This is a genomic window from Enterovibrio qingdaonensis (genome assembly GCF_028683135.1).
GTDB lineage: Bacteria > Pseudomonadota > Gammaproteobacteria > Enterobacterales > Vibrionaceae > Enterovibrio > Enterovibrio qingdaonensis.
On record NZ_JAJUBB010000021.1, the window covers coordinates 26,993 to 40,390 of the forward strand.

Genomic DNA, 13,398 nt, shown 5'->3' on the forward strand with positions numbered 1-13,398 from the left:
TCGAGAAGCAGATTTCGACCTGCTATTGGGTATTGAGCTGACGCCTATAGCAGGTCGTGGCGTTCCATCGCGTATGTTCAAATAGCACAATGGACGTTTATTGATAGTGAATATGTGTCGTTAGAGGTTTTGGAAGTTCTCGTACACATCTTGTGACCAAGACGCATGGGGTCCGTTGTGTACTTTGATCGCTGCTTCACGAAATGCCGCCCGATCAATATTCTCGTTAACGTTGACACCTTGTTCTTTAAACCAGCCAATTAGGTTTTGCTCTGATTCAAGTATGTCGTTGCTTGCCCCCGCGGCCGCTTCAACAAATACCGCCTTGAACACGGCCTTATCTTCGTCAGACATTTTGTTCCATGTCGGCCTGCCAACAACTGTCACCAAGCTATCAATGATATGCCCCGTAAGGTTTATATACTTTTGAACCTCATAGAATTTCTTTGCTTGTATTGTTGGCAGTGGATTCTCTTGCCCGTCGACAACACCTTGAGACAGAGCGAGGTACACTTCAGAAAATGCAATGGGGGTTGCGTTCGCCGAAACGGAGTCAGTAAACATCTGGAAAAGCGGTGCAGGCGGCACGCGCAATTTCATGCCTTTCATATCCGCAGGACTGGATACGGGTTCATTTGACGTCACCATACGTTGTCCGTAATAGACGAGTGACTGGATATTGTGCCCCGTCACTGAGCGATAGCCTTCACTTAACTCTGAAAACAGTGGGCTATTCGCATATGCATTAAAATGTTCGAAGTCCCGAAGCATAAACGGTGCACTTGGAATGGCAAGAGGGCCAAATGAGCGACCGACAAATGTTGACCCCGTATAAATAATATCAATGGTTCCTAAGCTTAGGGACTCATTAATTTCATTTTCTTTTCCCAGTGAAGCAGCAGGATAAACTTGAACTTCGTATTTCCCGCCCGTTCGCTTTTTAATTTCGTCTGCCGCCCATAGAGCCCAAGAATGGTACGGTGTAGATGTTTCATAAACATGTGCCCACTTTAACTTTTCGGCTGCCATAGACATTGGTGAAAATAAGCCAAGAACTGCAATTGAAAATCCTACCACCAATAATACAACTCGTTTTAATAGCATCCTACTATTCATGATTCCTCACCTTATGTTGGTGTGTTACAGGGTTTTAAATGTGTTTGTTCGTACTAGCGTTGTCATCCTTTCGAATTGAAATTAGCACATGTATGTCATCATACAAGTTGATTTTTACTGTACCTTTGACAATGATTAATATGTATCAACTAGCATATAAACAATAAAACTCAGCGTTAAGACTATGATTTAATTTGACCGCAAAGTCGGTTCAACATGAAATTGACAGCAAATTTAACGTTTATGATAAATTCAATTATTGTGCTTGTGGTCATATATTATTAATAAAGAGACACCATGCTCACCATTAGTAAAGTAGACAGTTACTACAAATAGTCATACGCTTTCAAAATGGTTCGGCTGATATAGTTGAAAAAAATCATCAATAATCACTTATGCTTAGCGCTTGGCATGTGAGAAATTTGATGCCTTTACGGAGAATCTTATCGGTATGCTTGGTAATCGAAAAACGTTAGCTTCACAGCTTATTGAAGAAATTAAGAAAAATATTGTCGATGGTGAATTGTCTCCGGGAGATAAGTTACCCTCCGAGCAAAAGCTTATTAATCAATATGGTGTAAGCCGCACTGTAGTACGTGAAGCTATCGCTGGATTACGCGCTGACGGCATGGTTGTCACAAGGCAAGGCGTAGGGGCTTTTGTTGTAGAAACCTCCGCAAATCGCCTTGAAATTTTCAACCCAAAAACGTTGAAAGACATTCTCAGCATTTTGGAACTACGTCTTTGTTTAGAAACAAAATCGGCTGAACTAGCCGCCAAAAATCATACCGATGAACAGCTCGAAAAAATCAGAGCATCACTGCACCAATTTAAAATCGCAGGATCAGACTTTACTGCAATTTCAGCTGCCGACTTCAAATTTCACATGGCGATAGCGGAGGCTTCTGGAAATCCTTACTTTGTAAAACTTTTAGAACACCTTGGCCCGCAAATCATCCCTCATTCTCGCATCGATCTTTATCAACTTCCTGATGATGAAGTGGATTTTCTTGAAAAAGTTAACATAGAACATGAAACAATATTTCAATATATAGCAAGTAGAGACACAAAAAGTGCATCAAATATTATGCAGCTGCATCTAGAAAAAGGAATAGATAGATATAAAAAGTTAGACAACAACTAATTAACAAACTGTCTTTAAGGAAAGGTCACTTAATAAGACATGCATCTTCTTATCAGGAAAACCAATCTGTAATTTGTGATCCTTATTACAAAACATCAAATGACTACATATTTAATTTGACTTAAATTCCATCATGAACAAAAACTAACCCCAGCGTTGTTCATTCTTTGTCGCCATTTCTATTTATACATAGAAGTGACGCATTTCGCGGTAATCGACAAAGAAGAGTACTTTTACTTTCGTTTTATTTTCTATTGTCGGTTACTTTTCAATTGCTTTTTGCTCTCACGCTTTGACGGAGAGCTAAATGGCAGAGAGGTAACATAGATGCTCCCCTCAACACGACAAATCCATTTCCACTCAACGAGATGGCTCAGTGCATTGGTTACGCTTATTGCATCAACTAGCATAAGTGCAGGACCTGTAAACACCGATTACGACTTCATTGCGAGTGAAGACGGTACTTACATCTGGTATATCGATGAAAGAGCACGAATCAACAATGGTGTCTTATACACTTCCTACGTAAAAATCGATGGCCACACCGGCTTGTCAACACTCAACCTTGAATCGGGTTCAAGGATTGGTGATGACATAGACCTAAGCAGCTTCCAGCAGGCTGACGATCATAACAACGCGGCTATTTTACCCCTGAAAAACGGTAAAATGATGTCTCTCTACACCCTGCATGACGCGCGTCGTACCCAGTATTATCGTGTTTCCAACACGCCCCTTCCTTTGACGTTAGAAGATTGGGGAGAGGAAAAAACCTACCCGATTCCAAGCAGTGCAACCTACAACAACGCGTACCAACTGTCGGCAGAAAACAACCGCGTCTACAACTTCTTTCGTGTCGGCGCACGTGACCCTTACTACGTCACCTTTGACAGCAATGGCGAAAACCCGAGTGAAGCGAAACACTTTATTCAAAATGGCACACAATGGTGGGACCGGGCGTACGCCAAATATGCGTCTAACGGCGTAGATCGTATTGATGTTTTCTTTACTGATGGGCACCCGACAGTCAGCCGCACCAGCCTCTACCATATGTATATCAAGGGCGGTAACGTCTATAAAAGCGACAACACGCGAATAGGCAGCCTTCAGGATGCCCCCTTCGGAAAAAACGATGCTACTTTCGTGTACCAATACGGCGAAGATGGTACGTCACGACGGCCGTGGAATCATGAAATGCGCTATGGGTCAGACGGCATCCCTGTGCTGTTCTATAGCCACCAGCTCGATGAAAACACGATCGATTATTATACAGCCATTTGGGATAGCACTAGCGGTAGTTGGATTAAAAAGTGGGTGGCAGATGCGGGAGATGCTCTCATTCGAGCCCCAATGTACGCACCAGATGGTACAAAATACGGCGGCACTCAGAATGACTATGCCGGCGGAATCACCCTAAATCCATACAATTTAAACGAAATTTTCATTTCGGCTAACGTTGACCCGCGCAATGGTCAGGAAACCACCAACTATGAGATTTACAAAGGAACCACAACCAACAACGGTGATTCCTATCAGTGGGAGGCGGTAACGTCCGATTCACCGGATAACAATTACCGCCCCTTTGTTCCATTTGGTGCGAACAAACCCAGTGAGCAAGTCGTCGTATGGTTTACCGGAAAGTATGAGCAATTTACCAACGGGTACAGGAACTTACAAAGTACGGGCGAACCGTATTTCTTCAAAGGGTATGACAGCAAGGTCGTAGGGAAGTATATCAACCGAAACGCCAGCTATCTCGCCAGTACTTGTCAAGCTGTTACCATCACACCAAATGCTTCCAATACCACTGGCTATGGTGGCAATCAGGATCAAGGTTCTGCTTCATTCGACAACAATGGTATTACAGTCTCTGGAAATGGCTGGAAAGCCGTCGATATTGATTATCGGGTCACACCAAACACTACGCTTTCATTTGAATTTAAGTCTGAGACTCAAGGTGAAGAGCATGCAATCGGACTGGATAACAACCTAGCACTTAGTAACGGCAAACGCATCAGACTGTACGGCACCCAAAAAGATGCAGGCATCGAAGGGCGTTTTGACACCTACCACAGTGATGGTGGCTTTGAACGTTTTATTACGCCAATAGGAAAATTCATCGCTAATTCGCCTTACTCCGCCGGCCATCTCGTTGTAAATGCAGATGATGATGCGAACGCTACAGGTACCTCCACCTTCCGCAATATTTCCCTGTTTGAAGACCATAGTGAAATCTACTTTAGCCGAAACCAAGTCGATAACTATGACGCTAACCAAGGAGATGGTGGCACGTTTGATGTTACACCTGATGGCAGTACCTTGACCCTCACTGACAATGGTTGGCGCGTGGTCGAATTACCCTATGACATTACGCCCAGCACCGTGCTTACCTTTGATTTTAAGAGCACCCGTCTTGGCGAGTTCCATGGAATTGCGATGGATGGTGATAGCTCTCTCAACAACGGGGAAACCCGTTTTGCGCTATATGGCACGCAAGCTGATCCATCCTCAAATGAGAATTACAAAACCTACGGCGGTAGCGGGGAATTCCAACATTTCACCATCCCAGTAGGGCAGCACGCTGCAAGTGGGCGAACGAACTATCTCGTGTTTATTGCCGACCATGACGGCGGCACAAAGAACGGCGAGTCGATATTTCGCAACGTACGGGTGTTTGACGACACGAACGGTAACTTAATTGATGATCGCTGCGACCCGGCACTTTGATGGAACAGGGCCTGATTGCTGTTCAAGGCTCAGGCCCAAAGAGGATTAAAATATGGAAAGATCACTGATGGCACGTAGCGTTATCTGCGGACTTATGATGCTAGGGTGCACAACGGTTACACCCGTCGACGCGTATGAGTTTACACCCAATGACATGTTAGCAACCTCGCAGTTAGCTCATGACTACTGGGTTGATAATGGCTTTTACAACAGCCAATACACACCCAATACCAACTGGATTTACGGTGCCTACCACATTGGTGAGTTTGAATACGCCAAACTCACGGGCAATGGTAAAGCGTGGGACAATACCTTGAATTGGGCGAGAACATTCTCTTACGAACCTCATGGCTCATGTGCCACGACCAACGCCGATCACCAAGCTGCCGGCCAAGTATTTTTCGAGCTGGCACCGATGGTAAATGAGCCAGCGGGCACACTGGACTGTCTAAAACAAAGCATATCGACCGTCGTCGACTCTACGTATACCCGCTATTGGTCATGGGCAGATACGCTATATATGGCACCCGCGGTTTGGCCGTTAATGGCCGATACATTATCCAGCCAAACTGACAAAAATGCGGTATACGAATCCTTGTATACGCAATTTAGCAGTGCCTATAACAGCTTGTGGAATGAAGAATACGATCTCTGGGCTCGAGACTCTCGCTATGTTTACCCTAACAACCCGAGCCCTGATGGCAGCCCAATGTTTTGGTCGCGAGGAAATGGCTGGGTGTTTGGTGGTATTGCGAGGCTTCTCGATCGATTACCCGAGAATGCACCGCACTACGATGTTTACCGCACTAACTTCGTCAAAATGGCCACGGCGTTAAAGAACAGCCAACAAGCCGATGGTTTTTGGGGGGCTGATCTCCTAGAGCCACACCATATCGATGCTCCCGAGTCGAGTGGTACCACCTTCTTTGTATACGGAATGGCGATTGGTGTCCGCCTGGGGATCCTTGACCGCGACACCTTTATGCCCGTCATCAAGAAAGGTTGGCTTGCGCTCGCCAATACAGCGTTTCAAGATTCGGGCCGTCTAGGTTGGGCGCAAGGTGTTGCTCACGAACCCTATATGTCTTACGCACGAGCCAGTTCAAGTCAACCTTACACCGTCGGCAGCTATCTCGCTGCAGCATCGGAGATTTATCATTTACTTGCTGATAGTAATGTGGCGTTAAATAAACCCGTGACCTGTTCAAAAGAACCGCAACCCACGCAAGCACCTTGTGAAAATGCGGTTGATGGAAGCGTTTCTGGCTATAACCGCTGGGCTTCAGACGAGATGCCTGCATGGATTGAAATTGATCTTGGTGAGCTAACCCGTCTGTCTGCATTTCGCGGAACCTTCTTTTTCGACCGAGACTACCAATACACCGTTGACGTAAAAGTTGATGCTGGGAGCCAGTACGAAACAGTCATTGATAAACGCGACAATACGGATGGCCGCCCGAGTCTTCTTGCATTCCCAAACAATACTGTTGGTCGCTATGTTCGAATTAACATTCAAGATGCGACGAGCTATCACGGCAGATGGGCGACGGTGAGAGAGGTGGAAGTCTTCGGAAAACCCGCGAACTTGGAAAGCATTGCCCTTAATCAAGCTGTCAATTGTAGCGATGAGCCTCAACCGCAGTACCATTGTGGAAAGGCCGTTGATGGAAGAACAGGCTCGCAAGATCGTTGGTCTGCCATGACATTCCCGCAATCGATAGAAGTCGATTTAGGCAATTTACATACACTAAATGGCTACGCGCTAAGTGCTCTTCATGATCGTCAGTACAACTACCGTATTGAAACCAAGCCAACCCAGTCTTCTCCCTATCAAACGGTTGTGGAGAAGACAGCAGGTGATGGTACAGGGAGACACCAATCACTGCCTCCGATTGTTGCTCAGTATGCTCGACTCACTGTGACAGGCATCGCTGACAATTCCACTAACTGGGTCAGCCTGCGTGAATGGGATTTGTATGGCCGAGACTACACACCAGCATTGATTCAACCTGCCTCTTTCCAATGCAGTGCCGAGCCCCAGCCACAATATGGTTGCGAAAACCTGTTTGATGGTAGCACCGCCTCTGGCGATCGTTGGTCGGCAGAAGGCTTGGCCTCTGTCGTGGTTGATTTTGGTTCGACAAGAGCGTTACGTTCTTACACGCTCCATACTTACCAAAACCGCAATTATGCATACAAGCTAGAAGCATTGAATGCCAGCGGTCAGTATGAACGGGTGGATGAGCGTTCAATTACCACGACTGAGCCTGGAACGAACCAGATATTACCCAGTGCTATTTCAACGTCAAAGATCCGCCTGTCAGTAACAGACATTCCTGATCACCTCTTCCAATGGACAGGGTTAACAGAGTTATCTTTATATGAGTAATACATAATACTCAGCAGAAATACGCCCAATAATACGCAATATTATTGGGCATTTTCTTTAGGACATATAAATAAGAGGGAAAGTCACTACCGCTTAACTTACTTTGCACACAATTATAGGCGGTTAATTATTGCGCGCCATTATAATGCTGAACAATGTCTAGCTCTGACACAGTAGACGATGATTTTGAACCAAGAAAATACACACCATTTGCAGAATCGATATTATAGCTGTCAGGAATTAGATAATCGAACAGCATAATCCAAAAAAACAACACCTTGACAAGCTTTCCTAAATATTTTGACCGAAATAGCCCAGTAAAAAAACCCTCAAGAGCCCATAATAATTGCGTTCCCGCACCTGAACATGCACCAGATTTAATCAACCTAAAGTGCCTGAATAAAAGTCGGTGGCCGCTCTCTGTATACCGTGTAAAGTCGTACGCCCCCTCGTGAACTTGTTGTAAAAAGGGAGTTTCTGCATAAACAAATCCATCGTCCTTTAAAACACGATGCACTTCCTCAACCACACGATCTGGGTAAAACACATGTTCCAATACCGCCTGAACAATCACAGCATCAAAGCTATCTTCTTTTAAAGGTATGCAATGGGCATCCGCCACAAATTGAACATTCGGCGAGGGGTAAATGTCAAAGGAGATTAATTCAATGCGGCTATCTGTATAGAATGGCTCCATGCCTTCACCGATTGTCCCACCTCCGACAATGAGCACTCTAGGTCTGTCCGATCTTTCAAAAAGCTGGGAAAGAAGTAAATCGACGTTTTTCCTTGTCACAAATGGTGGGGGGCAAACGAGGCGGCGTAGATTTTTCTTTATACCTGAGTAATGGGCTCTCGGAATCAATGAAAATTGAGTTGCCAATAACGCCTCTACATCCTGATCCTTGCTCTTGTCGCACAACAATATCGGAAGGTCCTGCTCCATATAGTAAGGAGTATCGCACTGCCCAGTCCAACCCTGCTTTTCGCTTGTATGCCTATCAACACGCTTTTGTGCGCAATTGATCAACTTTACAACATCTTTTTGGTCCAACAACATTGTCGTCCCCAACCTTTCGATGTGCCCATAAATAGCCACTTCAGTTAAACAATGACTACAGCACAAAAATTACTCGTATTCTTTTCACCATATACTTTTATTATGCCCAATTCTACAATCGCACTGTGATTAGTAAAAAAATAAAACTTAAAGATGAATTAAATAAATATTATGCATGAGCATTTAGCCATTTAATGACTATCACCTTATGAAAAGGTAAAAAGTTACGGTTACGGAATCAAATGACAATTACTGACCAAACAATGACGCTAACATGACAACAACAAACCCTAAAGATAACAGAGGAAGTTACATCCAAAAATAGAGACAATAAATTCCACTTAATGACAAATAAGTTTACATAAGATGCAAGCTGACATCATCATTTAATTATTATCAATACACAGTAAATAAGAAAATAAGAAAATAAGAAAATAAGAAAATACTTATATTAGATCGTAATACTTAATCCACAACCATATAAAACAGGCAATCTGATAAAGCGATGGCGTGCTTGGTTGTGATCATAAAAAGTTTAGCAGGGTGTTTTAGACGTAATTCGCCATCTTGCTCATAAAATAGTGCAGAAATGGGGTATTTCCCTTCCCCATCATTGGTGGTCATGGCATCAAGTCCTTTCGTTCCTAACCAACCAATTTGGCTATCCGCAGCCATCCATCCGAAATTGTGACGGTCAATATCTGGAGGCAGTGTCAGATCTGACTCTTCAACAAAACGATCGTGGTAACACAGTGACAGATCTGGCTTCAGTTGTACCCTTACAGGGTGATAAAGGCGCTCCACCGGCCAAAATCCCGTATGATTGAAAAACAGGTCCTCAGCCGACATAAAATGATGTAATCCATTCTTCGCAACTTCAACAGAGTTATGATCTTTTACACCACCACACTCAACGGTAACCATGGGGCTAGCATCACTGGTCTGCTCCATCAACGCCCCCAATCGAACGCTGGTACATAACATGCGTTCTGTAAACAAAGATGCAATTTGCTGATGTTTCTCATCATCATTGATGGACACAGCAAACGCAGGGCTTGTTCCTGATGTGTTATGGATATCAACGACCGCTTCTGGCTTAAGAGCATTGATTCGGGCAAGCAATTCGGCTGCAAGTGCATAACTAGGATCCGAGCCTGTCTTACCAAAGCATCGGTTCATATCAGGTTTGTGTTCTAAGTGACGAGTCGTAAATGGTGCCCCATGCAAAGACGCTTCAATATTGACGATGCAGAAATGAACCGTTACCGCACAGACAGGCGGGTTTTGGACAAAATGCCAAAACGCTTCCACGCCAGACTGCTCATTACCATGAAGTAACGTCACCACTACGCGATGTCGGTTAACGTCTTTGCCGGGCAAGGTCAGCCATACTGGGCCCGGCATCGCATTTAGCCATGAGACCAAACCTTGTTTATGTTCTTCTTCTGTTGGCCATGGCACATCATGTAGCGTCATTAGAACTCCCTGAAAAATAAAACGGTCTTATTTACTCCATCACAAAGTGGGCCATTGTGAAACCGGTGCACCTGATAAATATTGTTTTTGATACAGTCCGAACATGCGGCTCAATGCTTCTCTGGCATCGTATTTACGTTCCAGTTCGATAAGAGTATTGAGCTGCCAACTCGCCCCGTTTTGGCGTTTTGCCAAACGGTGCTCAATGACAACCATCAACATGTCTGCTTCCTGACGAGACACGCCCAGTTGCACCAAGGAATCCGCGACGCCCGGTAGCAGTTTCGCCAACACGTCAACGAGGGGATACTCTTGCAGCGTACCATTTGATGACTCCCAAAGAATATTGGCATTCACACCATACTGAGCAGCACGATAGAAATTGTATTTCGCAAACTCAAAAGGCAACAAATCCATTAACCGATCTAAATCATTCCGTATATGATGCGCAATCCCGATACATAACGCCGCGTTGGCAACCATATCAATGGTTGTTGGCCCTGCTGGCAAACTTCTTAGCTCCACGCGTAAATGCCCGCCATCGGCATCATCATAAACGGCTCGGTTCCAACTCCATATGGTACTTTGGTGCAGCCTTAGCGCATCCAAAATGGGACCGCTGTTTTCTTTGGGCTCTCTTTCGGTAACATCTGGCAGTAAAACAGGCTGCAAACTGACACCCTGTCTGAACAGCTCCAAAGCACTTTTACGCACATACCCTTTCCCATAGGATACCCGCGCCGGAATATGCCAGTTCATCCCACATGCATTTCGGCTATCAATAGATTGTTTAAACAAGGGGACACGCGTTTCATGCCAAAGCTTGCGCTCTAGAAAGACCGGTGAATTCGCCCCTATGGCTAGCGTGAAAATGGATGCTAGTTGTATACCGTTGTACCACATTGCAAATTCATCAGGCTTAACCCGGTAATGCACTTGAAAGGAGGTGTTTGCCCCTTCCAACGTCAGGTCATCAGCATCGACTTCTAGACTCTCTGCACCGTGAATACGAATGTGAAATGGACCACCTCTAGACTCACACAGAATATCCGTGAGTGCATGGTACCGAGGTAAATCGGTCATTGATGACAAGCCAAAATCACCTTGTCGCAAGGTCGGTAAAATCCCAATCGGAGTAACATCTACCCCCATGGTCGACGCTAGCGTTTGGAGCGATAACAAACGATCGTCCATATGCTGCTTTAAGAAGGTAAAAGGCGCCCCCTGAAAGCGCGTGTACGGGCAATTGTATTCGACGTTAAATCGATTGATTTCGGCGGTCATCAAGGGGTCAGCAGCTTTGTCTAAAAGCTCGAGATTACAATGTGAAGGTCGGTGATCTTTATCGGTCAAATAGAGCTCTAATTCAGCACCTAACGTACACTCACCCACTCCCCATCCTGGCGTCGAGATAAGTGTCTCAAGCTGCTCTAACTCTTGTTTCAGTTGATTGGCGAATAACACGTGATCGCTTGCACTGAACGAGGTTTTATTAACATTCTGTCCCATCTTGGCGTCCTCGTCTTACCTATACCCAACACATTGGAATAACCTTCTCCAATGAACGCGGGTAAACATATTTACCATAGAACAAAAATGCCTTATTTACAGTCAGCTACGGGGCTTGTTCAGCACTAGAAATGTCATTTTCCCAAAGTTAAGTCGTCCGGCACTATAGTTAAGGCAACTCTTTACATACTTTTTCCCTTTTATCTCTGTCGCTTGCCGCGAATACACTCCCTTTAAATCTCGGATTTTTGCCCGCTTGGGTAAAGGCAAGCATTCTGATAAACTCGCGCTCCTTTTGGTGACCGGATTTACTTTCATGTCTGACAATGCGTTTACGCTTTTACACCCTACGTTGCAAGAGACGCTGGCTTCGCTAGGCTATTCACAGCCGACTGAGATTCAGCAGCAAGCGATACCTTATGTTCTTGCTGGCAAAGATGTCATGGGTGCCGCGCAGACAGGTACAGGTAAAACCGCAGCTTTTACGCTACCGCTTATTCACCAACTGCTTGAGAGTGGTGCGAAGAAAACCACTCGCGTACTCGTGGTTACACCTACTCGCGAACTCGCTCAGCAGGTCTACGACAAAGTTACTGAATACAGCCAAAATACGTCATTAAAATGCGTCGCATTGTATGGCGGCGCGAACATCAACCCTCAAAAGAGTCAGCTTGCGAAAGGGGCTGAAATTGTTGTCGGCACACCGGGTCGTTTACTCGACCACTTGCATATTGGCACGTTACGTTTAAATAGCTTGGATGCTTTAGTTCTTGATGAAGCTGACCGCATGCTAGATATGGGCTTCATCTCTGACATCAAACGTTTGATGAAGAAAATGCCGGCTGAGCGTCAGACACTTTTCTTCTCCGCCACTTACCCAAAACAAGTCATGGATTTGGCGTATAAACTGCTAAACGATCCTGTTCGCGTGGAAGTCTCGACCGCCAATAGCACAGCCGATACCGTCAATCAGTTGATCCACCCGGTCGATCGTAAACGCAAGCGTGAATTGCTTTCCTATTTGATTGGTAGCAAGAATCTTCGCCAAGTGCTTGTGTTTGCTAAAACCCGACAAACCACCGAAGCGTTGGCAAACGAATTGAAGCTCGATGGTTTGGAAGCCGAAGCGATTCACGGCGAAAAAACGCAAGGTGCACGAAATCGCGCTTTGGAAGGATTTAAAGAAGGCAAAGTAAGAGTGCTGGTTGCTACGGATGTCGCGGCACGAGGTTTGGATATACCTTCACTCGATACAGTATTCAACTATGAGTTGCCACACCAAGCGGAAGACTACATTCACCGTATTGGTCGAACAGGTCGTGCGGGAAAATCAGGTATGGCGATTTCCTTGGTTTCTCGAGAAGAAGAAGGCATGCTCACCGCCATTGAAACACTGATTGATCAACGTTTGCCTCAAGAATGGCTGCCAGGTTTTGAACCCGATCTCAATGCAGATATCGAACACCACGAAAAACGCGGTGGACGAGGTGGAGAAAAGCGCCGATTAAAGCGTCAGCTAATCAAGAAATCGGGTGCCAAAAAACGATAACAATTAGGGCGCATAATGCGCCCTTTTTCATCTTTGCGGTTGAATTTTATACTGCGAGTGTATAGCTGCTAAACGCCACCACGACACACAATATAAACGCAGGTAATCCTGCCAAAAAGAATTTAAGAAATAGCGAGGGATCAGTCGTCAACTCCGCTGTCCTTGCCGCATAGGTAACACCTGCCTCTAGATCATTATCCCTTTGCTGCCAGCTCAAAGTGAACGCCGAAATGGCCCACAACGTCAGCACTATCGCAAATGCATAATCCACCCAATGAGACATCCCAAACAGCCCAGTTAACGCTTCAAATCCACCGACGACACTCACGGCAACTAAGTTAGCTACCAGCGTAAATAACAAGAAAGAAAGCACCAAAACCTCCCGCTTCTGCCTCTTAGCTACCAATCACCTTCACGCTATTTGGATGATT

At 45.2% G+C, this 13,398-nt stretch carries 9 protein-coding genes; 4 read left to right on the forward strand and 5 right to left on the reverse strand.

Going from position 1 to position 13,398, the window contains the following annotated elements; all coding sequences use genetic code 11:
- Nucleotides 1-120 precede the first annotated feature (120 nt).
- On the reverse strand, nt 121-1,116 hold the full coding sequence (locus tag LRP49_RS20855; RefSeq protein WP_274144632.1) for a sialic acid TRAP transporter substrate-binding protein SiaP: 996 nt from the start codon (nt 1,114-1,116) through the stop codon (nt 121-123).
- Between the two features lie 451 nt (nt 1,117-1,567).
- Here LRP49_RS20855 and LRP49_RS20860 point away from each other — a divergent pair, with 451 nt between their 5' ends.
- From LRP49_RS20860 to LRP49_RS20870, 3 genes are all read left to right on the forward strand, one after another.
- The gene (locus tag LRP49_RS20860) at nt 1,568-2,260 is read left to right on the forward strand and encodes a FadR/GntR family transcriptional regulator (RefSeq protein WP_274144634.1); all 693 of its coding nucleotides are present in this window, start codon (nt 1,568-1,570) and stop codon (nt 2,258-2,260) included.
- 327 nt (nt 2,261-2,587) lie between these two features.
- Entirely contained in the window at nt 2,588-4,984 is a 2,397-nt protein-coding gene (locus LRP49_RS20865) for a BNR-4 repeat-containing protein (protein ID WP_274144635.1), read from the forward strand.
- A 52-nt stretch (nt 4,985-5,036) separates the two neighbouring features.
- Complete coding sequence (locus LRP49_RS20870; protein ID WP_274144637.1) at nt 5,037-7,373, forward strand: glycoside hydrolase family 88 protein; 2,337 nt, start codon at nt 5,037-5,039, stop codon at nt 7,371-7,373.
- 127 nt (nt 7,374-7,500) lie between these two features.
- Here LRP49_RS20870 and LRP49_RS20875 read toward each other — a convergent pair whose 3' ends face one another.
- The 3 genes from LRP49_RS20875 to LRP49_RS20885 form a co-directional block, all read right to left on the reverse strand.
- Nucleotides 7,501-8,433, reverse strand: coding sequence for a methyltransferase domain-containing protein (locus tag LRP49_RS20875; protein WP_274144639.1), 933 nt, complete (start codon nt 8,431-8,433; stop codon nt 7,501-7,503).
- Nucleotides 8,434-8,898: 465 nt separating this feature from the next.
- Nucleotides 8,899-9,909: a M14 family metallopeptidase gene (locus LRP49_RS20880; protein ID WP_274144641.1), complete on the reverse strand. Its 1,011-nt coding sequence runs from the start codon at nt 9,907-9,909 to the stop codon at nt 8,899-8,901.
- Between the two features lie 39 nt (nt 9,910-9,948).
- Nucleotides 9,949-11,418 carry a glutamate-cysteine ligase family protein gene (locus tag LRP49_RS20885; protein ID WP_274144642.1) on the reverse strand — a complete coding sequence of 490 codons (1,470 nt, stop codon included), beginning with the start codon at nt 11,416-11,418 and terminating at the stop codon, nt 9,949-9,951.
- A gap of 316 nt (nt 11,419-11,734) precedes the next feature.
- Here LRP49_RS20885 and LRP49_RS20890 point away from each other — a divergent pair, with 316 nt between their 5' ends.
- Nucleotides 11,735-12,967 (forward strand): DEAD/DEAH box helicase, encoded by a 1,233-nt coding sequence (locus LRP49_RS20890; protein ID WP_274144644.1) that lies wholly within the window; start codon nt 11,735-11,737, stop codon nt 12,965-12,967.
- Between the two features lie 46 nt (nt 12,968-13,013).
- On the opposite strand, the gene LRP49_RS20895 is transcribed toward LRP49_RS20890, so the two are convergent.
- Nucleotides 13,014-13,340: a hypothetical protein gene (locus tag LRP49_RS20895; RefSeq protein ID WP_274144646.1), complete on the reverse strand. Its 327-nt coding sequence runs from the start codon at nt 13,338-13,340 to the stop codon at nt 13,014-13,016.
- Nucleotides 13,341-13,398: the final 58 nt, after the last annotated feature.

Coding starts and splice junctions, on each gene's coding strand:
- LRP49_RS20865 (WP_274144635.1), top strand. CDS start 2,588: ATGCTCCCCTCAACACGACAAATCCATTTCCACTCAACGAGATGGCTC.
- LRP49_RS20890 (WP_274144644.1), top strand. CDS start 11,735: ATGTCTGACAATGCGTTTACGCTTTTACACCCTACGTTGCAAGAGACG.
- LRP49_RS20855 (WP_274144632.1), bottom strand. CDS start 1,116: ATGAATAGTAGGATGCTATTAAAACGAGTTGTATTATTGGTGGTAGGA.
- LRP49_RS20875 (WP_274144639.1), bottom strand. CDS start 8,433: ATGTTGTTGGACCAAAAAGATGTTGTAAAGTTGATCAATTGCGCACAA.
- LRP49_RS20860 (WP_274144634.1), top strand. CDS start 1,568: ATGCTTGGTAATCGAAAAACGTTAGCTTCACAGCTTATTGAAGAAATT.
- LRP49_RS20880 (WP_274144641.1), bottom strand. CDS start 9,909: ATGACGCTACATGATGTGCCATGGCCAACAGAAGAAGAACATAAACAA.
- LRP49_RS20870 (WP_274144637.1), top strand. CDS start 5,037: ATGGAAAGATCACTGATGGCACGTAGCGTTATCTGCGGACTTATGATG.
- LRP49_RS20885 (WP_274144642.1), bottom strand. CDS start 11,418: ATGGGACAGAATGTTAATAAAACCTCGTTCAGTGCAAGCGATCACGTG.